General features: G+C 29.9%; 26 protein-coding genes. All 26 read right to left on the reverse strand.

From position 1 onward, the window contains the following. Window positions 1–12: 12 nt before the first annotated feature. The 26 genes from ACST13_RS03855 to ACST13_RS03980 all read right to left on the reverse strand — a co-directional run bounded on the left by ACST13_RS03855 (window position 13) and on the right by ACST13_RS03980 (window position 25,335). Window positions 13–900: an NAD-dependent epimerase/dehydratase family protein gene (locus ACST13_RS03855; RefSeq protein ID WP_459521906.1), complete on the reverse strand. Its 888-nt coding sequence runs from the start codon at window positions 898–900 to the stop codon at window positions 13–15. Further along, window positions 897–1,649 carry a glycosyltransferase family 2 protein gene (locus ACST13_RS03860; protein WP_459521907.1) on the reverse strand — a complete coding sequence of 251 codons (753 nt, stop codon included), beginning with the start codon at window positions 1,647–1,649 and terminating at the stop codon, window positions 897–899. The genes ACST13_RS03855 and ACST13_RS03860 overlap by 4 nt, the downstream gene beginning before the upstream one ends. After that, entirely contained in the window at window positions 1,643–2,728 is a 1,086-nt protein-coding gene (locus ACST13_RS03865; RefSeq protein WP_459521908.1) for a glycosyltransferase family 9 protein, read from the reverse strand. Before ACST13_RS03865 ends, ACST13_RS03860 begins: the two co-directional genes overlap by 7 nt. Further along, window positions 2,715–3,776 (reverse strand): hypothetical protein, encoded by a 1,062-nt coding sequence (locus ACST13_RS03870; RefSeq protein WP_459521909.1) that lies wholly within the window; start codon window positions 3,774–3,776, stop codon window positions 2,715–2,717. The genes ACST13_RS03865 and ACST13_RS03870 overlap by 14 nt, the downstream gene beginning before the upstream one ends. Window positions 3,777–3,856: 80 nt before the next feature. After that, a complete protein-coding gene (locus ACST13_RS03875; RefSeq protein ID WP_459521910.1) occupies window positions 3,857–4,924 on the reverse strand; it encodes a glycosyltransferase in 1,068 nt (355 codons plus the stop codon). Continuing rightward, on the reverse strand, window positions 4,925–5,617 hold the full coding sequence (locus ACST13_RS03880; protein WP_459521911.1) for a DUF5672 family protein: 693 nt from the start codon (window positions 5,615–5,617) through the stop codon (window positions 4,925–4,927). Between the two features lie 107 nt (window positions 5,618–5,724). Then, window positions 5,725–6,492 carry a glycosyltransferase family 2 protein gene (locus tag ACST13_RS03885; protein WP_459521912.1) on the reverse strand — a complete coding sequence of 256 codons (768 nt, stop codon included), beginning with the start codon at window positions 6,490–6,492 and terminating at the stop codon, window positions 5,725–5,727. Beyond that, entirely contained in the window at window positions 6,489–7,448 is a 960-nt protein-coding gene (locus tag ACST13_RS03890; RefSeq protein ID WP_459521913.1) for a glycosyltransferase family 2 protein, read from the reverse strand. The genes ACST13_RS03885 and ACST13_RS03890 overlap by 4 nt, the downstream gene beginning before the upstream one ends. Beyond that, entirely contained in the window at window positions 7,445–8,314 is an 870-nt protein-coding gene (locus ACST13_RS03895) for a dTDP-4-dehydrorhamnose reductase family protein (protein WP_459521914.1), read from the reverse strand. Before ACST13_RS03895 ends, ACST13_RS03890 begins: the two co-directional genes overlap by 4 nt. 7 nt (window positions 8,315–8,321) lie before the next feature. Continuing rightward, window positions 8,322–9,446 (reverse strand): non-hydrolyzing UDP-N-acetylglucosamine 2-epimerase, encoded by a 1,125-nt coding sequence (gene wecB / locus ACST13_RS03900; protein WP_459521915.1) that lies wholly within the window; start codon window positions 9,444–9,446, stop codon window positions 8,322–8,324. Between the two features lie 4 nt (window positions 9,447–9,450). Next, window positions 9,451–10,470, reverse strand: coding sequence for a polysaccharide biosynthesis protein (locus ACST13_RS03905; protein ID WP_459521916.1), 1,020 nt, complete (start codon window positions 10,468–10,470; stop codon window positions 9,451–9,453). Beyond that, complete coding sequence (locus ACST13_RS03910; RefSeq protein ID WP_459521917.1) at window positions 10,463–11,656, reverse strand: glycosyltransferase; 1,194 nt, start codon at window positions 11,654–11,656, stop codon at window positions 10,463–10,465. The genes ACST13_RS03905 and ACST13_RS03910 overlap by 8 nt, the downstream gene beginning before the upstream one ends. A 2-nt stretch (window positions 11,657–11,658) precedes the next feature. Then, entirely contained in the window at window positions 11,659–12,675 is a 1,017-nt protein-coding gene (locus ACST13_RS03915) for a glycosyltransferase family 2 protein (protein ID WP_459521918.1), read from the reverse strand. Continuing rightward, window positions 12,660–13,526, reverse strand: coding sequence for an alpha-1,2-fucosyltransferase (locus tag ACST13_RS03920; RefSeq protein ID WP_459521919.1), 867 nt, complete (start codon window positions 13,524–13,526; stop codon window positions 12,660–12,662). The genes ACST13_RS03915 and ACST13_RS03920 overlap by 16 nt, the downstream gene beginning before the upstream one ends. A gap of 2 nt (window positions 13,527–13,528) precedes the next feature. Continuing rightward, the gene (locus ACST13_RS03925) at window positions 13,529–14,704 is read right to left on the reverse strand and encodes a DegT/DnrJ/EryC1/StrS family aminotransferase (RefSeq protein WP_459521920.1); all 1,176 of its coding nucleotides are present in this window, start codon (window positions 14,702–14,704) and stop codon (window positions 13,529–13,531) included. 6 nt (window positions 14,705–14,710) lie between these two features. Beyond that, window positions 14,711–15,637 carry a GDP-L-fucose synthase family protein gene (locus tag ACST13_RS03930; protein WP_459521921.1) on the reverse strand — a complete coding sequence of 309 codons (927 nt, stop codon included), beginning with the start codon at window positions 15,635–15,637 and terminating at the stop codon, window positions 14,711–14,713. Between the two features lie 24 nt (window positions 15,638–15,661). Next, window positions 15,662–16,642, reverse strand: coding sequence for an NAD-dependent epimerase/dehydratase family protein (locus tag ACST13_RS03935; protein WP_459521922.1), 981 nt, complete (start codon window positions 16,640–16,642; stop codon window positions 15,662–15,664). A 30-nt stretch (window positions 16,643–16,672) separates the two neighbouring features. Then, window positions 16,673–17,542 carry a glycosyltransferase family 10 domain-containing protein gene (locus ACST13_RS03940; protein ID WP_459521923.1) on the reverse strand — a complete coding sequence of 290 codons (870 nt, stop codon included), beginning with the start codon at window positions 17,540–17,542 and terminating at the stop codon, window positions 16,673–16,675. Between the two features lie 4 nt (window positions 17,543–17,546). After that, window positions 17,547–18,389, reverse strand: a complete 843-nt coding sequence (locus ACST13_RS03945) for an O-fucosyltransferase family protein (RefSeq protein ID WP_459521924.1) — start codon at window positions 18,387–18,389, stop codon at window positions 17,547–17,549. Next, complete coding sequence (locus ACST13_RS03950; protein ID WP_459521925.1) at window positions 18,386–19,177, reverse strand: class I SAM-dependent methyltransferase; 792 nt, start codon at window positions 19,175–19,177, stop codon at window positions 18,386–18,388. Before ACST13_RS03950 ends, ACST13_RS03945 begins: the two co-directional genes overlap by 4 nt. Window positions 19,178–19,202: 25 nt before the next feature. Further along, window positions 19,203–20,531, reverse strand: coding sequence for an asparagine synthase-related protein (locus ACST13_RS03955; RefSeq protein ID WP_459521926.1), 1,329 nt, complete (start codon window positions 20,529–20,531; stop codon window positions 19,203–19,205). A 1-nt stretch (window position 20,532) separates the two neighbouring features. Further along, window positions 20,533–21,261, reverse strand: coding sequence for a glycosyltransferase domain-containing protein (locus tag ACST13_RS03960; RefSeq protein ID WP_459521927.1), 729 nt, complete (start codon window positions 21,259–21,261; stop codon window positions 20,533–20,535). After that, entirely contained in the window at window positions 21,262–22,017 is a 756-nt protein-coding gene (locus tag ACST13_RS03965) for a glycosyltransferase (RefSeq protein ID WP_459521928.1), read from the reverse strand. Between the two features lie 40 nt (window positions 22,018–22,057). After that, window positions 22,058–23,341, reverse strand: coding sequence for an ABC transporter ATP-binding protein (locus tag ACST13_RS03970; RefSeq protein WP_459521929.1), 1,284 nt, complete (start codon window positions 23,339–23,341; stop codon window positions 22,058–22,060). Further along, on the reverse strand, window positions 23,338–24,192 hold the full coding sequence (locus ACST13_RS03975) for an ABC transporter permease (protein ID WP_459521930.1): 855 nt from the start codon (window positions 24,190–24,192) through the stop codon (window positions 23,338–23,340). The genes ACST13_RS03970 and ACST13_RS03975 overlap by 4 nt, the downstream gene beginning before the upstream one ends. Window positions 24,193–24,198: 6 nt before the next feature. Beyond that, window positions 24,199–25,335, reverse strand: coding sequence for a hypothetical protein (locus tag ACST13_RS03980; RefSeq protein WP_459521931.1), 1,137 nt, complete (start codon window positions 25,333–25,335; stop codon window positions 24,199–24,201). Window position 25,336 lies beyond the last annotated feature (1 nt).

Here is a 25,336-nt window from a genome sequence, read left to right on the forward strand (position 1 = left end):
TTTATTTATTTATTATTTATCCAAATTATTGAACGTTAGGGATAATCCTTCCTCCGTACTATACGGCAAAGACTTCCCTAATTCTTTTACTATTTTATTATTATCAACTATGTAGCTTTGTGTCAATTTATCTAATATTTTTTTATTAAACGGTAGATTAAATAATGTCCCAATTTTTGCTAAAGTATTGACAATCATAACTGGAAAATTAATTTTCAGAAAATTGATATTATTAAAACGAGCAATAGAAGCAACTAAATCATTTGTTGAAATGGAACTATTGTCAGAAATATTATATACTCCAGAACGGAATGAATCATTTATTAAAATCTCATTCAATGTAAAACATAAGTTATCTATGTAACAAAACGACCTCGCATTTTTAAATGCATTTAGTGGCCAAAAGCGTGTAATTCTAATCAATTTAGATAAAATACTCAAATTGCCTTTATTATTCTTTCCATAAACTAGGGAAGGCCTTAATATCACAAAACGCTTGCCAATAGGTAATTCCTTAGAAATAATATATTCCTCCGCGAGTAACTTGCTTTCACCATAAGTTGATTGAGGATTAGGGAGAGAATATTCAGTTAAGGGCTCATCACATTTATCTGCAACAGCCTTAACTGAACTTAAAAAAATAAAAAGTGGGACGTCTGAAACTAAAAATTCATCATAAATCCGTTTCGTCAATTCAAGATTAACATGGAAGTAATCATCTTTCGAATAAATGCCTTCAACATCATGAGCAATCCCAGCAAAATGAAATATGGCATCAATATCATAAAGATCTATATTACAGCGATCAAAACGTCTGAAATTTTTAGTTTTAAAAAATTGGCTTTTTTGGATATGAGATCCGACAAAACCATTTGCACCCGTCAAAAATATTTTACTCATTTCGGGATTAAAAAACTCCAAATTTTAAAAATATATTTAGAATAAACCAATAAAATACTAGCAAACAACTTATTAGATTTTAAAGAAAAAATAATTTCCTGATTAAGCCTATGTACACTACGTATTCCACTGCTACTAATTCCTCCTATTCTCATATTTACCATTGTAAGAGGAAAATACTTGTACTTTAATTTATTAATTAACACAATTCTCAATAACAAATCAAAATCCCCTGCAATTTTTAGATCCTCTCTATAGATTCCAACAGTTTCAAAACAAGTCTTTCTTAGAAAAGAGGCTGTATGCGCGGGTTGAAAACCTAAATAAAACATAAAAGGTCTAAAAAACTTAGAGCTATAATGTCTTACAATTTTATTCTTTGAATTTACATAATCTGCATCTCCATATATAAGAGAAGTACTTAAATCAGAATTAAATGAATTTACAACATTAGAAATCACGGCATTGCTACTAAATATATCATCAGCATGTAATACCCCAATGATATCACCTTTAGCATGCTTTATTCCTTTATTTAGTGCTTCATAAATCGAATTATCATTCTCACTTAGAAAAAAATCAATTTTACTAGAAAACTTATTGATAACTTCAATTGTACCATCAGTAGAATTACCATCAATAATAAGATACTCTATATTAGAATAATCTTGCGATAATACAGATTGAATAGTACTTTGAATAGAATCTACTCGATTTCGAACAACGGTAATAATCGAGACTTTTAACATATTTCAATTGGATAACATTCTTGAAATATCTTATTCCTACAACTTAATTGATCACAAGAATTTTTACAACTAACAATATTTGAACTGATAATAACTGTTCTATTTGCTATCGGGCTAGCTACTGTTTCAAAAGTAGGTCCAAATATAACAGTAGAAGGAATGGATAGCGCAGATGCAATGTGTCCAGGAGCACTATCTAGGCAAAACAAATATTCGCATTTGGTGAGATAAACAATAAACTCTCTTAATCCTCCTTTCCATATTGAAGCTTCAATATTGAATTCTAATAATAATTCAATCAATTTATGACATAATTTTGGATCATCAGGTGTATCAAAAATGACAATAGGAATACTATGATACTGATTAGCTATTTGACTAATCCATGACCTAAGCAACTCCGCGTTTGGTCTTCGCATTGGCAATGATGCCCCAAAATGAATTCCAATATAACTATTAACTTCTTTAACACGTAAGATCTCATTGCCGGAAAGTTTAAGAAAAGGGGTAAACACAATATCATTAGATTTTCTGGTCAAAAACTTGATAATATTTCGATTAAAAGAAATAAGATGAATCAAATCCTTATGTATTGGCAAAATTTGATCCACAAAATACGGAAGATCAAAGAAAGAATAAGAAACAATATTCTTACTACCTGATAACCTCAAAAATAATTGACTACGAATGTCCCCCCTAACTTCAATACTCAAATCAAAATTCTTTTTTCTAAGGTTAAATCCTTTTTGAATTAAAGTAATGTATCGATGAAATTTATTGTCATACTTGACCCATGGGACTTCAATAAATTCCAAATGATTAATTTCATCAAAATTCTTAAAAATACTTCCTGCCCACGGTCCTCCTAAAAACGTAATTTCAGCACCAGGATATATATTTTTCAGATTCCTAAAAATTGGAGTTAACATCACTAAGTCCCCAATTAAATGTACATCCATTACTAAAATAGAACGAACATTATTTGAAACCTTTCTTTTAAAAAAGAAAAGTGAAATAAAATACAAAAATGGCTTAAAAAATTTAAGCCATTTGACAATGTTACTATTAAAGGGTTTCAAATAAATTCCTTCGTTTATATAAAAAAGCAAATACAATAACCCAAACTAAAAAATTTAACAAATTTCCAGACGAGAACATCCCTGCATCGAAAATGCAAAAAAATAAAAATGATATAAAAATTGCATTTATATATAAGCTGCCAATTTTAAACTTTGCTATTCCTACACAAATACGATAAAGTAAAAAAACTAAGATAGAAAAAAAGAAAATCCCATTCTCAACTAAATATTCTAGATAGTAATTGTCAAAATGAATTTTTGAAAGCACATTAGTCTTCGAATAATTAGCAATACTACTCCCTCCGCCTAAAAATGTAAATGAGAAATTTTCCACCCATACATCTAATCGATCACTCATTACTAAATTTATCTGATCATAAAATAGATAAACCAAAGTGCTTATAACAATTAAAGGCAAAACAAAATATAGAAATAGTATAGCGTTAATTGATACTCTTTTTAAGATACTCTGTAGAAATAAAAAATTGAAATAATAAATTAAAATATTTCTTGATTGCATAAAATACAATAAAGCAAAAAAAAACAAAATATGAAAAAATCTGCTTCTAAAGGAGTAATATTTTTTAAACAACAAATGATAAAATATAATAACCGTCAATAAACAAATCGCTCCCTCTTTAGGATGAAAATAACCAATTAACAATCTTGATCTTCCATAATACGTGTTATATATGAAATCGCCTGACTCAAAGACTAAATTTAAAACTAGAGGTATAAAAAAGATGCCTAATAATATATAGAAATCTGATTTATTAAATAGTATCATTATATTCTCAAAATATCTTGCAAAAAAGGTGCATGAAAATAGGAAAAGCGCTAGCTGAAAAAAAATAACTAGTTCAGAAATATCAAAGATTCCCCTTAAAAGAAAAGGCGACAAAATAAATGCAATTAATAAAACAAAAAAAACATTCCCCTTTAAAAGCTTCAAATTCTTAATAAAGCTCCATTCAAAGAAGATGATTAAAGCAGGTATAAAGATTACAGCATGCTTTAAAAAATAGAGTTTATTATCTAATTCAGCCACACAAAATCTACTTACCGATAGAACATATGCAAGTATAATTAAGTATAAATTAAATTTTAATAACTTAAATCGATTAATAATCATACATTATTTATTCTCAACCATTCTAAATTATAGGCATAAATTTGATTATTATAAATTTCCGTCTGATTCAAATTCTTGCAATTTTCTATTAAGTTATTTAAAAAATCAGGATTGTCTAATTCTATAATTTTTTCAATGAATGATGCCTTCGATCCTGAGTCAAATACTAATCCTACTTTATTATTTTCTACGAAATCTATATTTGATCCAACCTTACTTGAAACTAATACCGGCTTGTGAAAAATAACAGACTCCTCTACGACTAAACCCCATGGTTCAGATGAAGAAGGCAAAATTAAACATATAATGTCTTTAAATAAAGCAGGTAACTCATCATTAGATATGTGTGGAGTAAATCGAATATTAGAAGATGCAATAGCCTTGAGACTTCTTTCAAGAGGACCAGACCCAACAATATGCAGATTAATATTAGGTAATTCGTTAAAACACGAAATTAAGAAGTTTAAATTTTTCTCATTTACTAATCGCCCTAAAAACAAAAAAGAATCTCCTTTATTTGAATCGTTTATTTTTAGTTTGTTTACAAATACATTTGGAATACCAACACCTCCAACAACCTTATAAGGCTTATTGAAATTCAATTCATTTAAAATCTTAGAATGCGGAGTGCCTGAAGGCAATGCAAAGTCTACAAAACTTAAAAAGAATTTTTTAATACTTTTGGGAATAAAACTTAAATTGGTCTCATAAATTGAAGACTCTATTGCAACACCCTTTAGAGATCTTGTTGGAAGAATAATAGAAATCCAAAACTCTATCATATCCCATCCATTTACAATTATATGATTATATTTTCTTAGAAACAGAATTCTGATTAGTTTATATAAAGACCAAGGTTTAAATCTTTCTTCAAATCCTTTAAAATTTAATATTTCATACTCAAAATCAAAGTCCCTATTTATAAAATCTGGAGTTCTCCCCGTAGAATTAAGAGAAATAAATATGACAAATATTTTCTTTGTTTTAGCCATCTCGTTATATAGATTAACCTTATAAGAGCTAGGCACATGTGTGACAATAATAATGTCAATTATCTCTTTCACTTAGGAATTAATATGCTTATGCCAAAATTCTATTCCATACTTTGGCCAAGCATGGCATCCAAATGGTAATTTAAACTTATTTGCCACATAACATAAATCCGGGAATCTTTCAAATGAAAAACTTAAACTTTCGTTCAGGGGGGCTACATGATAGTTTGCAAAAAGCCTGGGGATATATTTTGTCCAAAAGATGTCTTCGTGGATACAAATTCCCGGCAAAAAAGCACTTATTATTCTGATTTTAGTAAAAAATCGATTTTTAAAATATTTTTCAAAATAGGCTATAATTTTAACAATTTTACACAGCCTGTATTTTGAAACTAAAGAGGCAGTATTCCTAACATTTTGAAGATCCTCAAGGCATTGTAGACTAGTTTGAATATTTCTAAGTGAAAATCCTGAATTACCAACAGATATAAGTGTTAGCTTTTGATCAATCAATTCGACAAATGGAGCTCCAACAAAATCAAATCCTTGGGATGTCCAATATTCTAAATGATCTTCAAACACATAAGCATCTAACTCATACGTAAGCAAAAATTCGTATTTCTTAAAAATTTGATAGAATTCAATATCTATCTTCATTTTATTATAATTTTCAATACTTGATAACCAATGATTAGGAACTAAATTTGTATTAAAATTAATACCCTCTTTTCTATAAGCACTCAAATTAACATTTGTTGTTGTCAAAACTACTATATCGAAATTACTTAACACATTGAAGCATTGTCTAAATGAGATTAATTCAGCCTCAGAGGGGCTTGAAGTGTGAACAGGAATAACAACGCACGCATTTATCACTTAGACGAAAGTATTTTTTTTAGAAAAAATTTAAGAAGTATAAAATAGTTAACAAAAAATAAGACACCCCAAGGTTTAATCCTGTGTCTTTGTTTGATTAAATTATACTCGCTAAATATTTTCAATTCGTTATTTTCCCCCAATCCATCTTGTCGCCAATTTGAAAAAATGATATTGGACGTATAAATACTAGGTTTATTTTTAAAAGACCTTAAAATATGTTCATAGTCCATACTGTACTTCAAATTTTCATCAAATTCGCCATACTGTTGAAAGTATGATTTGTGAGTAAACAAAGCTTGGTGATATAAGCTCATTCGCCAGACTAAAGTATTATAATTGAATTTTGGTTTATTCCTTTTTGAGGCCCATAATACTTTTTTCTCCGATGTATTAGTAACTCGATTGATCCTTGCAATAACAAAATCCTTTAAAAAATCCTGATTCGTAAAAATCTCAGATAATACTTCATTACCGGTTAGTGTATCCCCAGAACCTTGAAAATTTATATAATCACCATTTGCAACCTGAATCCCTTTATTAAAAGCATGGGCTATACCTCTATCTACTTCGCTAACCCAATAAGTTATTTTATCCCCATAGCTTTTCAATATATTAACTGTTTCATCAGAAGACCCTCCATCTATTACAATTATCTCAAACCTTGGATAAGTTTGAGATAAAATACTTTCTAATGTAGATACCAAAGAATGACCAGAATTAAAGGTTGCAATGATAAAAGAGATTAATGGCGGTTTCATCATTTACCAGATATTAAAAATGCAGCTTTTCTATATATTCTATTTATAGCAGAATATCCCTTTGCGAGAACAAACAAAAGAATTTTAATAACAGGTGTTGTCATTGAGGGAAGATGGAGTTTTGTAATAATTCTGGTAACAAAAAGATTACTTAACTTCTGATATCTTGTAGATAAAAAATCTGCGTAAAGAACAATTAGATATAATTTCGACTTTGGCGTTTCGTGAATATTCGAAATAAAAAAGCTGAAACCATATTTATCTACAAGTTCGAACAATATAGCCTCATATTCTACAACATTGACTTCCTGAACGTCACTCCTATTGAACGTATTATTATGTTCTCTTCTGAAACAACTGTAATCTTTGTTAAACTTTAACTTCGCAAAATGTAGAACGTGAAAGATAAACGAAACATCTTGGCTAATTCTAAACCTTTCCTCAAACTGATAATACTTTTCAAAAAAATCTTTCTTTACTAAAAATGCACAGGCATAATACCAATAATAAAAATGTGTAACGGGTATTGGTATTTTAGGAAAAATAGAATATTTATCTTTTCTAGTTAGCGTTAAATCAGAAAATTGAAAATATAAGAGTGAATTAGATATTACAACTTCAGTATCAATACCCAATAATCCTACTTGCTTCTCAATATGATCATTCGTATAAAGGTCGTCATGACTTAACCAGGAGAAATATTCTCCTTCCATTTTAGAAATACCATTATTTAATGCTGTTGATACCCCTCCATTCTCTTGTTCAAAGTACCTAATCTTATCCCCAAAACTTAATGCAACTTCTCTGCCGGCTCCATCATCTTTTGATCCGTCATTAATTACAATTATTTCAATATTAGAATAGTTTTGATTTAGAGCGCAATTTATAGCCTCAGATAAATAATTCGATCCATTATAAAGGGGAATAACAATGGATACTAAAGGTTTGATTTCAATCATTTAAATAAATTATATTGTTTATATCGTTTACTTTGATCTGACTTAACAAAATCAAAAATTTCTTTCATCATTTCGTCATAAGAGGGTACCTTCAATTTTAATAGCCCTCGAGTATCAACTAACGATTTATCAGTTATGATACCCTCCACTCTGTTAACATTGTATTGTTTTCCACTGTATTTTTTAAATAGACATAGTAAGTCGTATTTAGAAATAGGGGATAAACTCGTTACCTGGTAAAGCCCTCTAACTTTATTGTTTATTAAATTTTCAATTGCCCTAGGTAAAAATAGAGTACTTACACCTGACCAAATACTTTTTTCATATCCATTAACATCATTCTCTTGAAACATAAACCAATTAAAAAGTTCTTCACTTTCAATTTTTAATTCTGGCCCAACGACTGAAGTCCTAACAGTTAAGTGATTTTTATCAAAAATCTCACCTAATGATTTAGTTTTTGAATATACGCTTGCACCATCTTTAACGTCACTTTCTTCGTATTGACCTTTATTGCCTGAAAAAACACAGTCAGTGGAAATATGAGTTAACTGACCTCCATAACTATCAAGTAATTTTACTAATAAATGAGGAAGATATGCATTTAAAGCAATTGAAGATTTGACGTCTTTTTCTGAAGCGTGTATTAACAAACCAGCGCAATTAATTATATAATTGGGCTTTAAATTCAATACAAATTGAGAAATTAGTTCTTCATTTCTAAGATCAATAAGCTTCGTTTCACTTCTCGCTTTACGAGTTAGTGCAATATCATGAACCTCATAATGAGGTAATTGCTCGAAGTAACCCAGCATTTGGTGCCCTATTAGGCCACTTGAACCCAGAATTAATACCTTAGCTTTCAATGCGCGATTACGATTTGTGCCAAACAGTTCTGTTAACAAAATCAGTATAGGAAAGGATTATCCTAAGTACTTTTTTAGAGACATTATCAACATCATAGTCTTTAATTAATTTAAAACTACGTTTAGCTGAAAAATGCCTAGTTGCAACATTAATTGCTTCAATAACTCGATCTTTTTTCAATCCTGACATAATTATGGTGCCTTCATCCATTCCCTCTGGACGTTCATGAGCTTGTCTAATCGTAATGGCGGGTAAATTCAAAATTGAACTCTCTTCAGTGATAGTTCCACTATCAGAAATAACACAAAAGGCGTTTAATTGTAAATTATTATACTCATGAAATCCATACGGTTTCGAAAAGCGAATCAGCTTATTACTAAGTTCATAGTTTAATTCTTCTAATTTTTTTCGAGTTCTTGGGTGGGTTGAAATAATTACATCTAACTTGTATACTTTAGTTATTTCTTCAATTGTTTCAAGTAAATCTGAAAAGTTTTGAACGGAATCCACATTTTCCTCCCTATGAATACTCATCAAAAAATATTTCCCTTTTTCTAAGCCTTCTTTTGACAAAATATCTGAAGCTAATATTTTATCCATGTTAGCATTTAATACCTCTAACATAGGAGAACCTATCTTAATTATAGTATCAGACTTAATACCTTCTTTTATTAAATAATCACGCGCATGTTCAGAGAGGGGAAGATTAATATCACTCAAATGATCGACAATTTTTCTATTAATTTCTTCGGGAACTCTTTGATCAAAGCAACGATTGCCAGCCTCCATATGAAAAATAGGCACTTTTCTTTTTTTAGCTGGAATAACCGATAGACAACTATTTGTATCGCCATATACTAAAAGAGCATCCGGATTAATTTCTGCAATTATTTTATCTGCCTTCGCAATAATATCTCCAATTGTTTCAGAAACTGTTCCTTTAATTGCTTCCAAGAAATAGTTTGGTCTGCGAATACCTAATTGCTCAAAAAACAATTCATTTAATTCGTAATCGTAATTTTGCCCTGTATGAACGATAATATGCTCCGTGTTAGCATCTAACTCTTTAATTACTTCACTTAACTTGATGATTTCTGGGCGAGTGCCCACAATTGTCATAACTTTTATCATAATCCTAATTATTTAATTCGTTTTTAATGAAATCTAATCTGAGTAATAAATCGATCATTTCATTTTTAGTTAGTCTAGTTGTATTTTCTGATGTGTAATCAGAGACGTTAGCAATTTCCTTTTCTCCTTCCTCAAAATACTTAGCATAGTTAAGGTCTCTAGTGTCCGCTTGGATTCTATAATAACCACCCATATCTTCCGATTTTAAAAACTCTTCTCTGCTTAACAAAGCCTCATGCATTTTTTCTCCATGTCTGGTTCCTATTATTCTAATTTCGCTTTTTGAATTAAATATTTCAAGTAATGCCTCTGCTACGGTTAGTATGGTTGCCGCCGGCGCTTTTTGAACAAAAGTGTCCCCTTGTTGACCATTATTGAAAGCAAACAAAACAAGCTCCACTGCATCAGGAAGGGTCATCATAAACCTGGTCATAGCTGGATCTGTAATTGTCAAAGGTAAGTTCTTTTTTATTAGATCCGTAAACAAAGGAATTACTGAGCCTCTAGAAGCCATCACATTACCATAACGAGTTGCAGCAAGAAGTGTGTTTTCTGGTGGAAGATTCCGCGACTTCGCTACCATTACTTTTTCCATCATTGCCTTAGACATACCCATTGCATTGATAGGATAAACAGCCTTATCTGTACTTAATACAATTACACGCTCAACGCCATTATTTATAGCCGCATCGATTGTATTTGCCGTGCCAAACACATTCGTATTAACTGCTTCTAAGGGATAAAATTCACAAGAAGGTACTTGCTTTAATGCAGCTGCCGAAAAAACGTAATTAACGCCTCTCATTGCATAATTCAATGAGCCTACATCTCTAACGTCCCCAATATAAAATTTGATTTTATCATTATTGTAAAGATGTCGCATATCATCTTGCTTTTTTTCATCTCTACTGAAGATTCTAATTTCTTTAATTCCTGTATTAAGAAACCTATCCAATACAGCATTCCCAAAAGAACCTGTACCACCAGTGATTAATAATGTTTTGTCTTTAAAAATTTCACTCATCTTTTTTTGTATTAAACAGTTTAAGATAGGTTTGAACTGTTATTGACTGTAATTTTTCATAGTCAATATCTTCTCTAACCTTTTGGCAATTAATCTCTGCAGCTTTATCAACCAAATTATCATCTGAAATAGCTTTTCTAATTGCCATTTCTATAACTTCTGGATCCTCGGGTGGAACTATTATACCAGTTTTACCATCTATGATCCACTCATTCGCACATGATGTGTTTGATTGAATAGGGAAAGAACCAACTGACATTGCTTCAATAAGAGAAGTACTGATTGCATCACCTATACTTAATCCAATAGATATTCTGGCATTAGAATGGTATTGCAAAATGGAAGCATGATCACTATTCTCTTTTAATAATTCGATTGGTATATTTGTTTCTTCAAAAAAAAGGCTAGATGCAATTTTTATGTCTTCAGCTTGCGTATTTGTATATATTACTATCTTATATCCAGAAAGAATATCCTTGCATCTACTTAAAGCCCGAATTCCAACAAGCGCTCTACCAGCCCACCCTTGGTAGCCCTTAAGCATTATAATTCTTCTCTTAGAGGGAGCAATTGAATTAGAGGTTATTATATCGATTTGATCAAATCTCAAGCCACCTGAATTAGGATAAACAGGTAAAATGTGATTTTTGTATCCTAAATTTTGAGCTAAAAAAACATCTCTTTTACATTCACAAGAATAGTAATCGCAGTTTGCTAAAAGTTGCTGAATTTGATTTTTATGATGTGGAATTCTTCCGAAAATAAAGAAATCGCTTCCCCAGTTAGCATGCCACCAAATTGGAAAATTATGAGAATTGAAATAGTTAATTTTAACACTACTCACGAGATAACCCCCGCCTTGCGTCTCCATCGAATGGATAATATCAGGATTTATTTTACGAATAAACTTGTGTAATCTTTTCTCGTAATAATTATTATTTAGTTTGTAGTTCAATTTAACAAATACACGATAGAACAACCGATACACATCACCTAATCCAAGTTTTTCCATCAATTTAAATAAATTCCAAAAAGGAATTAAATATTTAACAGATTGAAAATCTTTATTTATCCACAAATTGTCATATGAAGGAAATAAATACAGCTTCCAACCTTGATCTTCTATCTGACTAATCCATCTTGAGGTATGAATACTTCCAGAAAGAGAAACAAATAAAATTTTCATTCTTACTTGGAAATTGGTTTCCAATGAATAATAGATTTCGCGAAATACTTTATAACATATAATCCTCCAATAGTATTGAATATTTGAAGTAGCAACGGCATTCTATCTATGAATAACATTAAACTAAAATTATCGTTCGACAATACATTTTGAAAATACTTCCTAGATCTATTTTTAAATATAATTGAGTCAGCATTAAGATTATTTTTAGTAAAATAATCCTTAATACTTAGTTCAACATCAAGATATTTCTTTAAATCTGATACATTTTTGATAGATCCATTTAAATAGTACTCCATATGTTCATTATTACCACTTAAAAAATTCAAGTGCTCTAATGAGATTTTTTTGGACATCTCCTGTTGCTGAATTGCGCCTCTACTTGACATCTGAGATTCATGAATCCTATACTCCAAAACAATATTTGGTAGGTTCGCCATTCTGCCAACATGGGAAATATCCGTCCAAATTTTATAATCCTCAGCATTAACATAAGATGAATTATAAGATATGTTGTGATTTTTTAAGAAATCGGCCCTCATTATAATTGTAGGGTGAGCAAAAGGACAAAAATCAATCAAATCCAATAATAGCTCACCATGTTGGCAAGAAGGTCTAAAAAAACTATTTGAATCAATTATTTGATAACCTGCACCACAAACAACTACATCAGGGTTTGCTTCCATAAAGTCCAATTGTACCTCAATCCTATTCTGAATTGAAATATCATCTTGATCCATTCGTAAAATATATTTCCCTTTTGCAACTTTTAATCCGAGATTCAAAGTATCAATCAAACCAGAATTAACAGGTTTAAATATTAACTGAATTCTAGGGTCAACTATTTCTTTTAATACTTCAATCGTCCCATCACTTGATGAATCATCAATAATTAATAACTCAAAATCAGTAATTGTTTGAGTCAAAATACTATGAACAGCTGGAATTACATAGTCTCCTCCATTGTATGTTGGCATCAAAACGGAGACTAGCGGTGTAGAATTTAAATTCTTAACCATTCGGAAGGAATTAAGTAATTGGTCTGGTCATTTAATTTATTATCATTAAACCAAACCTTAGGACATATCACAATTTTGCTAGTATAAGTATTTAGCCAAGCGCCCCACCAACTAAATGTGCTATTGGCAGTTATATTATGCTTACAAGTAGACATCAATCGTAAATCCTCATAATCAGATTTGGAATCATTAATATCTACGAATACAGTTGCAAAATTTAAATTTAGATTATTTTTTGCCCATAATATATCATCAGAAAATATATAGAAAACAGGGTCGACAACTTTAGTAGAGATAATTTTAACTGCCTCATTATAATATTCTAAGGAACTTGTACCGTGAGTTTCATTTACATGACTAACATTGACATAATTACCTCGTCTAATGTGAAGACTTACCGCATTTTCTTGCTGCATTTTTTCGATCAATACCTGATTTTTTTTACTTGGAGGTATTTTAAAACTAAAGTCATTTCTTAACTTCGATTCAATTTCTTTAAAATAATTTTCAGATTGCCAATATCCATTTAGATAAATTGGACTAGTCTGTAATTTATAGTTTGGATTAAATTGAAAATTGTGTTCCACTAACACATAGTTTAGTCCTATTACTTTACGGTAGAGTTTTTGAAAGATGTTTAAGCCAATCCCCTTATAGCAATTGCATTCTTCTGGTGTGGCGAAAATTTCATCAATACAAAAAGGAGAAAGACTGTAATCGTGCCATTCATAGTTTTCATAAGATGAAACATCTAGTTTTAATTTAGCATTGTTACTTATAGCTAAGTACTTCCCAAATGCATATTGAAATAACTGGTTACCTAACCCACCCGTCAAATTGACTATAATCATAACTAATATTTATAAAGGCAACTACTGATGGTTTCTAAATCATTTTCAGTTAATTCAGGATAATTTCCACAATAAAATCCATTGTCATGTAAAAAATCTGTCCCCGGCATTTCAAACTTTTCTGTTACATATTTATCATAAAAAGGCTGACGTTGCATATTACCAGCAATCATCGGCCTAATTTCAATTCCTGCTCCAGAGAACCGCGATAAATAAAGTTCACGCAATTCTGGGGTTTTACAAACTATAGGGAAAGCAAATGTTGACAACTTTTTAATGTGATCATGCTTTAACGTAATTAAGTCATCATTTTGAAGCATGATTTTTTCTAATCTTAAATAATTAGATTCCCTTGAGTTAATATTAGAGTCTAAAAATTGAAGCTGATATTGTCCTAAAAAACCGGTTATCTCCGTCGGTCTAAAATTAAACCCAAGATCATAAAAAGTATATTTAGCTTCAAATTCAGAATTGATATTGTACTTTTTCCTCCATTTAAACTGCTGCTTTGCCGTTAAATTTCTATCCCAACCATTCGCTCTGACAATTCGTAACATCTCTGCAAAATCTTCATCGTCAGTACAAATCATTCCCCCTTCAATTGTACTCATATGATGTGCAACAAAAAATGAAAATGACGCTCCTAAACCAAAATTGCCAGCTTTCCCCTCTGCCAGTTCAGTCCCAAGGGATTCACAATTATCCTCCAATAAAATAATATCATTTTCTTGGCAAATCTTTTTAATATTTTGAATATCCCCTAAAAAGCCCAAAACATTGGTTAAAAACAAAGCTTTTAAACCGGTAGTCTTTAGCCTTTCAATAAGATTTTCAGACTTAACATTTAGATAAGCAGGGTCGCAATCTAACGGCACAGGAATCATCCCCATTTGAATAATAGGCATTGTATTTGTACTCCAAGTTAAAGCAGAAAAACCCACCTTATCTCCATCTTTCAATTGTCCTAAATTTTTTAATGCTTGAAGCATTGCCAAATTTGCACTGCCACCACTGTTAAAAAGAACTGCTTCTTTTCGCCCTTGATACAAAGCAAATTTATGTTCAAATGCAAAACATTCACTATCCATACTTAAACGATCTGCTTTAAGTATAAAATTAGCTAGTGCTGTTTTAGTTTCATGCTCATTTAAAAAAGCATTTTTCATTAATGGAATCATAATAATTTATTTGGTTTTATTATATAAATCAATCATTTGAGTAACTCCTTTTTCAAGGCTAATTTTTGGATTAAAGCCCAAATTAGCCATCTTTGAAACGTCCATACATTTTTTTAACATCCCATCAGGTTTTGTGACATCCCAATTAATTAAACCTTTATAGCCCACTTTATTCGAAACAAGTTCCGCAAGTTCCTTAATACTAACATCAGTACCACAACCAATATTAATAAATTCATCCTCATTATAATTTAACATCATAAATAAAGATGCCTCTGCTAAATCATCAACGTGCATAAACTCTCTTCTAGCAATTCCTGTTCCCCATAATGTTATATTACTTAGATTCTCATCATATGCATCAACAAATCTTTTTACAAGAGCAGATAATACATGAGAATGAGCTAAATCAAAAGAATCATTCGGACCATATAAATTACAAGGCATTAAACTTATTCCATTAAACCCAAACTCCTTCCTTAGGCCTTCTATTAATTTCAATCCAGCAATTTTTGCGATTGCATACCCTTCATTGGTCGGCTCCAGTTTCCCTGACAATAAATATTCCTCCTTCATTGGCTGCTTACACTCTTTAGGATAAACACATGAGCTCCCCAGAAATAGTAATTTTTTAACTCCATATTTTAATGAGGATTGAATAATGTTATTTTGAATAACTAAATTATCTAATAAAAAAGTGGCAGGGTGAGAAATATTAGCCTGAATCCCTCCGACCTTGGCAGCACATAAAAATACATACTCAGGCTTATTATTATTAAAAAAATCATCTACCTGAGATTGATCCATTAAATCCAATTCTTGCCTATTTTTTACAATTATCGCATTATAATGATTTTTGGCTAATAAACGATAAATAGCTGACCCAACCATTCCATTATGACCAGCAATAAAAATTTTACTATTCTTATTCACAATTATTTATTTTTGAGAATTCTACTACTTATTAGTTAAAAATTTATCAAAAGATATTTTCCAATCAAAAAAATTATTCAGCCCCTCTTTTAATGAAATTAAAGGGTTATATCCAAGTAATTTCTTGGCTTTTGAGATATCAGCATAGGTTTTTCTAACATCTCCTAATTGTTCTGGATACCTATCTACAATTGCAGATTTTTTACAGATATTCTCTATTTCTTTGATAAGTGTGTTCAAAGTAACAAGATTATTATTTCCTAAATTAAAAATTTCGAAATTTGACTGATCATAATCAATTGCAGCGGAAATTCCACTAACTATATCATCTATATAGGTATAATCTCGAGATGTACTTCCATCACCAAAAACTGTTATCGGTTCATCATTCAAAATGGAATTAAAAAATTTATTTATCGCTAAATCAGGCCTTTGTCCAGGCCCATAAACCGTAAAAAAACGCAAAGCAATAAATCTAATACCATAAAGATGACTAAAAACATGACCCATTAACTCCCCCGACAATTTTGTCGATGCATAAGGGCTGATTGGAAATAAAATATCTTCTTCATTCCAAGGAAAATTCTGATTCACCCCATAAACACTACTTGATGACGCAAATACAAAATGCTTAATATTTTTCTTTCTAGCATATTCAAGCAAGATCTGTGTTCCTCTGACATTAACATCATTATATACCAAAGGATTTAAAATACTAGGGCGTACTCCAGCCTTACCTGCTAAATGTATAATAGCAGAAATATCATTAATATCATCTATCAATTCAATATCAGAAATATCAGATTCAATAAACTTGAAACTATCATTAGCAATAAATGAACTCATATTAAATAACTTTTGAGACTTTGAATAAAAGTCATCAAAATTATCTAATCCATATATTATAAAATTTCCAGTTTTCAACAAACTAGATATTAAGTTACTTCCTATAAACCCGGCGGAACCAGTAACTAAAATGTGTCTTTTAGTATCAATTGATTTCATTAATTATTGTTAAAAAGATAAAGAACTTAATTAAAGTAAAGAATCAAATAGAATAACTTCAGATTCTAATCTAGCGCCAAAATCAATATACTGTTTACTTTGCTCATAATTAATATTTACAAACTCTTGCATACTAACATAAGTATCAAAATTGATATTTTTTAACACATTAATAATATCTAAATAATCTTTAACAACAATAATTCCATTTAAGTTAAAATAATCACCAATATTAGGGCAACCCAAATATATAGGAACAGTCTTACTTTGAAAACAATCTATTATTTTTTCAGTAAACCAATTTTCTGAGATAACATTCTCAATGACAATATGGAATTGCCAAAGGAATAATTCGTTTTTGCTATTTTTTGATTGCATCTTTAGCAACCTAGAATCTGAAGAGGAAAAATTTTCATTTATACTATTAAAAAAAAACAAATTAACATTAAAGTCCAATTCCAACAAATCGATTAGCTGATGTCTAAGTCTATGCAATGGTGTAATTGTTTTACCTCCAATTAATGTCGATACACCAAACAATTTTTTATTAAACTTATAGTCCTTTATCCAAGAAGTTCCAAAAACAAATTTTTTTGCATTTGAAAAATGTTTTAAAATAATTGGGTCGTGAGTTAATATTAAATCGAAGTAATTTTGACTTAAATTTAAAACATCTTTTCTTAGTCCCGAAATTTCATTTGGCTCCAATAAAACCAAAACCCGATTATATTTATTAGTCGATGACGGAATAATATCGATAAAAACATCAATAGGATTTTTGAGATCTAATTTGCGTTTAAATCCAAAAGTGTTATGAAAATCTACTCGAAAGTATAGCGGATTATTTCTTCGAAATAAATAGTTAAAAAGCCTTATTAGAAATATATTTATGCATCTCATAAAACTAATTAATTCGTAATGAAATTAAATGTTTAACCATTTGAGCAAATGTACTATGTTTATTATATACAACTAAATTAGTGTATGATAGTAAATAAATATCGACAATACCTTCAATTACACTGGCTTCTGATCTATGAGTATTATTTGACCAGCCTCGAAAAAAATTAGATTTTTTTGAATACCCATTTTTTTTACGGACAATAACATTATTTGGAAATGTATCTTTTACCTTAACTTCCCAAGTTCGACTATCTGAACAAAACAATATTCTACAATTATTATCTGCTTTGATATAATCATTGATAATAGATAAATAATCATCTAATTTATCATCAACAAAATCAGTACCACGAGCATGAATACCTAATACATTGTAATTAATATTATTTAAAGAGACAAAATCGTTAATAACATTTTTAATTTTATTAACGGGTTCAAGAAATTTTAAAAAACTTTGAATATCTGTAAAATCTAAAAATAAATTATTATCATAAATTATAATGTATTTTTTTTGATCTTCAAAGACCTCATTTAACTGAGATAAATTTTTAATTCCTGCCTTATTATATAAATTAAATAACGAGGGATCCTTATACATATTCATATCACCAACGATATAATCTACATTTGAATATATACTAACCTCTGAAGGATCTAAATCAATAAGTCTAAAATTTTTTATTTCATTACTATACAAATTATTAAATTCTGCATGACAAATATCTGTTTTATTCCAAACCAACCCCAAATTTCGTGATAACTTATGTGACAATTCAAAACATGAAGATAAGGGCAGTAATCGATTCCCAATTCCCCCAGAACAATAAGAAATTATATATTTCATAAAAACTTTTTTAGTTTAGCCTTTATAATTTTAATTAAAGAACGTGATTCAGCAATTTGGCTATTATCATTAAAAAAAGAAAGTAAAATTTCTCTTTTGCTAAAAACTTCATCCCAATTATTAACATTATTACGAAAATCAAAATTATCTTTTTTATAAACTATTGTCATCCCTAAATCAGCATAATTGGTGTAAACATCAATAAAATTGTCTGAATAATTTTCGACAAATACACTTTTGTGTATATCTCTATCTTGTGTGTTAATCTTTAAACCAAAAAATTTCTCAACAGCTTTATCAGGTGTTTCCCAATCAATCCCGCCGAATGAATCATAACCCTTACCTGTATTACCAGTTAATTTACCTTCACAACTATGACCTTTTTTATGAATATAGCCCTCCCAACTTGTATCATGAAAAATAGCATAGCCTCCAACTTTAATAATATCCCACCAATAATACAATTCGCACAAAACTTGTTCTTTTGCATGAACAGAATCAAAAAAAACCAAATTTACTTTCTCTTTATCCCACTTACTACCAACTGAAACCGAATCATCTTTTATAAAATTATAATTTGGATTATCACTATAAAAGCATGGAATGGGATCTATTGCATAGATAACATTATTATTTTCAATTGCCCTATTAATCATCATTTTTGAACTGGCCCCTTCAAAAACACCTATGTCTACTAAAATACCACCATTAATAGATTTAATAATTTCATTAAATCTATTAAACGATTCCTCCCCAAATTCATTAACTAATTGAGCCCTTTCTTCCATATTGTAATTAAATTAATTAAAAGATTTAAAATCCAATTTTCTCATCCTCAACGAATGGATAATTATTTTTCGTTAAATAATAATAAATAACAGACTTATAATGAGAGTTTTTAACCTCTGGCTTTAAATAAAGGAACTCTTGAACAACATTTTTGTCCAAAAAAGGATATCTAGCTTCAATACCATAAGCTCCTGCTACATATTCTTCTTTAGCAAGGTAAGATTCCATCGAACTATTGAAAAAACTTGCCCATGGAAAAATATCTTCAAGTTCATTAGGGAAAAACCCTCCGAAATTACTATGAGGATATTTTTTAACTCCGCTAAAACCGTAATCAGAAAAAATTTCATCCGCACCTTGCCCGGATAAAAATATTTTATTCCCGTCTTTTATAGCCTTAGAACAAACATGGGAAAGGTGATTAGCTCCATTGTCATCAACCAGATTTAAATAAAATTCATTATAATCTGAAGTACTTGAATATGTTACAAATTTAAAAGGCTCAGTATTTTTGCAAATAAAGTCATGAGCAATTTTAATTTCATCAGGCTTTTTAGTCAACCTATTTACGGTTATATTACTAGACATCTCTTTAAATCGAGCTTCAAGTACATTTTCATTTTCAGTTCCAAGAACTGTATATGTAGTGAAATTTTTATTTTGTTTTAATAATTCACAACAAATTGCGCCACTGTCATAACCACTACTTAGTCCTAAAAATAATTTTTCGCGAATATTATTCGTCCGTTTTTTGATTGATTCTTCAAAAGCATGAATCCAATCATTCACATTCTCTTTGTACTGATTTAAAACAAATTCTGTAACAAGGAAACTCTCTATTATACTAGAATCTTTTAAATCAATAACTAAAGTCGTATTCGGTTTCGCACTAACTACATCAATATATCCTAATTTAATTAATGGGTCACTATATGTTGAACAACTTAAATTACCTTTACCTAAAGAATAAAATATAGGTTTTGTCTTGAACGTATCAGTACTAATTATTAAAATATCTTTCTTTAAATCAATTAATACAAGTGCAAATTCTCCATCTAATACCTTCGTAAATCTTGGTCCAAATTTTTCGTATAATGGTATTAAACATTCCCCATCTGATTTATAATTACCAAATTTCTCAAATTCATAAATTTCTCCATTATAAAGACAAATAATATCATCTTTTACAAATGGCTGCCTAGTAAAATCACCTGTTATACTTAATAAGTTATGAACAAAAGAATAGCCAGAGCAATTAAATAAATTAGTATAGTCCGGACCTCTGAACTTATTGAAAAAGTTAACTTCTTCTAAGTTGTTAATGTTTTTATCTGAAAATATAAAGCTGCACATATTAATAAAATTTATTTCTTACTTGAGGCATAATTTTGTTTGAATAAAAACCATTGTTTGCAAACCCATCTAAGATAAATGGTTCTATACTTAGTTTGTGCATAGCAAAAGGCAAACTTATTTGATCTCTAGAGGAATACTTACAAATTAACTCCCACCACATTAGGTTAAGGGTATTTATTTGGGGGGTATTTTTCCTAATACTACAAGGTAATTCAAATAGACCGACGTTCTTTGGAAAATTTTTAGATTTGTAAAAATCAATCTGGCTATTAATTAAATTAACGTGATCATAATTAAGCTTAATCAACTCATCAGCTTCATCATAAACACAATTTCTTTGGGAATGCCTAAATAAAGCGATATCAGCTTCAGAAATTATATTCTTAATCACATAATAGGGATCTAAAATTAACTCATGAGTAGAATCAACCCAAAAGAAATAATCATACTCTGGTAAAAATAAGTGAGGTAATACCTTAAATATTTTGGCATTTCTACGACCCTGATATTTATCATCAATAGTAAAATCTGATATTAGCCGCTGATTCCAAATAGAATTATGTTGTATTTCATCCACAAAAGCGAAATAATCAACATTATCAAATATAATTTTAGGATTTTTCAACTTATTAGACATCCCACTAATAGAAGTTATTACTGCTATTTTTAATGGTGATTCTTTATTAGTTAGTTTTTTTTTTCCTCTAAAAAAATTTGTAAATAGCATTTAAAAAAAATTATAAAGTTTATCAAAAATTGAAGAATTAGATGAGTACGCATAAAATTTATCCCTCATATATAATTCTTCTCTTTTTTTTATTGTTTCCGGTATTGTATCACTTAATCTATTTCCCCAAATTCGATTAACAATACATATGTTATTATGAATTACTGGCAAGCCATATTTAATATATAATTGCATATAAAAATCGCAGTCCATCAACCATATCAAGTTTTCGTCGAACCTTTCCTTAACACTTTTCCGTATAGTTAAAACGCTTGGAGAACTAATAGTATTCATCCCGCCAACTATATTACTATTCCATTTAGGATAAAAATTATTGTAATAATCAATGCCGTTGTTTGAATGAGTACATGCACATACTAGCCAAAACTGATTTGATTTAAATGAATTAACAATATCATAAATTACATTACTTTCAATTAAAAAATCATCTTGAAAAAGAATTTTAATTAATTCGCCGTCGCAATTATTTATTGCATTGTTAATGTTACTTGAAGAATTTCCTCTATTATTTTCATTCCTCAAATAGAGAATATTTAGCCTATCTGTCCAACTATTACAAAGTTCTTGGATATCATTTGAAATACTATGATCAGATATAACAACTTGTATATTATTATATGTCTGACTTATAATTTTAGTGAAGCTAAATTCTAAAAAAGTAACACCATACCCATGCATTTCATACACTGGTATCGCTAAAGAAATCAAAGGACTACTTTCAGCAACTTCATTCATAAAATTACACCCAATTAAACATATAAAAATTAGACATAAGTTATCTTGAAAACTGCCATTCAGGAGTTAAAAAAAGCATTCCCATTTCTCGCGGCAATTCTCTATTAGTTCTAGTTCCTGCACCACTAATTTCAAAGGATAATGCACCTTCTACATAATCACAAGCTTCAGACTTTTCTCCAATAAAAAAATTCACATAATACAAATCTGGATAAAAAGACAAATTAGACATTTTAACACTTGCCATCATTGTTCCACTTAGAGTAGGAGTCAAGACATCAGAGTCTTTATTATACATATAACATAACTTCACACCATCACTTGAAACTATTTGAATTGCTAGATCAATTTCCCCACTCTTATAAATATTATCTGTGTTAAACTCAATATGAAATATAATCGATTCGTCCATTAAAAATTTTCTTCTGACTTCATTATCAATGCCTGTCATCCATACTCTCTTGAATTTCACATTATTATTAAAGCCTGCCTTGAAGTTATCATTTATTTCAACATATGATTTATGCATCAAATCAGAGCCTAAATAATCCTTAATTACACTATTTGTATCACCATTAGACGCAATCATCCCATCATTTAGCAATATTGCTTTATTACACAATTGTTTAATTGCCATCATATTGTGACTAACAAACAAAATAGTTCTACCTTCGCCCGTGCTGATTTCACCCATCTTTCCTAAACATTTTTGTTGAAATTCAGCATCTCCCACGGCAAGAACTTCATCAACAATTAGAATTTCCGACTCCAAATGCGCTGCTACAGCAAATGCAAGTCTTACATACATACCCGAAGAGTACCTTTTAACTGGGGTGTCAACGTAACGTTCAACGCCTGCAAAATCTACAATTTCATCGAATTTGCGCTCAATTTCTTTTTTGCGCATACCTAGAATTGCTCCATTTAAAAATATATTTTCTCTTCCACTTAATTCAGGATGAAATCCTGTTCCCACCTCTAGCAACGATGCAATTCTCCCTTTTATCTTGACTTTTCCAGTAGTTGGAGATGTTATTTGAGACAAGACTTTGAGCAAAGTACTTTTACCCGCACCATTTTTGCCTATAATTCCAACTGCATTCCCTTTTTCAAACTCGAAATTTATATCTTTTAAACTCCAAACTATATCACTCGTCCCTTTAATTTTTCGATTATTGGCTTCTCCGATTTTTAAAAAAGGATCTTCTTTCCCACGCTTAATAGCCCACCATCTTTCAATGTCACGAGAAATGGTACCCGTACTAAACTGCCCTAAATGATATAATTTAGAAAGATTCTCAACTTTAATAACAGGTTCAATCATACTGTATCTATAAATGTTTTTTCTACTTTATTAAAAATTATGATTCCGCTTAAAAGTATTGTGATGGACATAAGTATTGTATATATGAACGTAGGCAACGAAAACTCCCCCTTACCCAGCAATCCAAGCCGTGAAATTTCAACTATTTGTGTCATTGGATTTAATGTCACAATCCACTTATATTTATTAGTTACAACTGATAGAGGATAAATCACAGGTGTGGCATACATCAATAATTGTACACCAAAAACAACGAGAAAAGATAGGTCTCTATATTTATTTGTCAAAGCAGTAATAATCATACCCATACCAAGGCCTAAAGCTGCCATTAAAATAATTTGAATTGGGAATAGAAATAAAAATATAGTTGGAGAAAAGTTCGCTCCCCTGTACAAATAGAAAAGCATCATAATAAAAAGCAACAAAATTTGTACTGCGAATTTTAACAAATTCGATAAGATAATGCTAATTGGTATGATTAATCTGGGAAAGTATACCTTTCCAAAAATACCTGCATTATCTCTAAATACCGTTGACGTTTTGTTAAGAGATTCTGAGAAGTAATTCCAAATGGTTATGCCTGTCATATAAAATAATGGCTGCGGTAAGCCATCCGTAGAAATTTCAGCTAATTGCCCAAAAATAAAAGTAAACGTAATTGTTGTAAATAATGGCTGAATAAAAAACCACAATGGTCCCAATATTGTCTGTTTATAGAATGATACAAGATCTCTTCTAACCAGTAATAACAGCAAATCTCTATATTTCCATACTTTCCCAAGACCTAAATTAAGAGAGGTAGATTTAGGCTCTATAATTGTATCCCAACTTTCAGATTTTTCTAATTCCATTTAAGACTATAATCTAATTAATGTTCGTAAAACTAAAATGCCTGAAATAAACATACCTACTAGTACATAAATAGCTATATTCCTTAAGTAACCGTTAGAAGCAGGGCCTTCTGGAATATTTATTGGCTTTAAGAATGAGAAGACAGGCGTTTCTTTTTTTAATTCAATCTTAGCCTGTTCTAATTGAGTTGCTATTTGATTAAATAAAGTAAACGTTAATGTCACATCATTATTCAATACTTGTTCTCTAGCTTGAAAAGTTTGAAAAATTGCTCCTAAACTATTATCCTTAAATCCAGCTAAACGTTGCTGAGCTTGTTTATAATTTGATTGTGCTTCTGTATATCTAGACTCTAAAAATAGAATATTATTTTGTTGCTTATGAGTCTTTTGAAATGTGATATAATCAATCAACTTTTTTAGAACAAGCTGACATGTAATGGCACTTATAAATCCATTAGGCATTCGTACTGTTACTTTGCATTCCTTCTCTTCAAAATTTACAACAATTCTACTCTTCAAATTTGAAATACTTCCTAGCTTATTATTCCCTAATTTAACAATAGGAGGAACTTTAACCGAAAACAACATCCCTGGAGTAATAACTGAGTCTACGACAGAACTACGATTTGTGCCTTGTGTTACTTTATTAAAAACAACTGGTTTCATAATAGAACCAGTACCGCCATCTAAAAGGCCAAGAGACTTGTAAAAAGGTACAGGTTGATGATTATTTAAATATGTCTCAATAGTCGTCGAATCCTTACCTAACTCATTCAATGGAATTTTTTCTGCTAATAAATCACTTAGAAAAGCATCTGATAAAACAATGTCTTCATATAATTCAGGACTAAAATCACTAGTAACTGATACCTGTGGAATATTTACCCCTAACAATCCTCCCATACCTGCTAAGGCATTATTATCGGGGCCCTTTTGAGAAATCAATACTTCAGCCTTAGACTCATATTCTACATTTGTAAATAAGTATAGGACATTGCAAATAGCTAATAGTGAAACATTAATTATAATAATTTTTAAAAGATTACGCTTTATTGCTTTCCCAAATAATCTCAAAAGGTCGTTTATATTAATTTCTTCTTTTGATAATATTTCCTTTAAACCAAGTGTCTTTGGCTCCATA

Source organism: Aquirufa sp. A-Brett2-W8 (assembly GCF_054558755.1).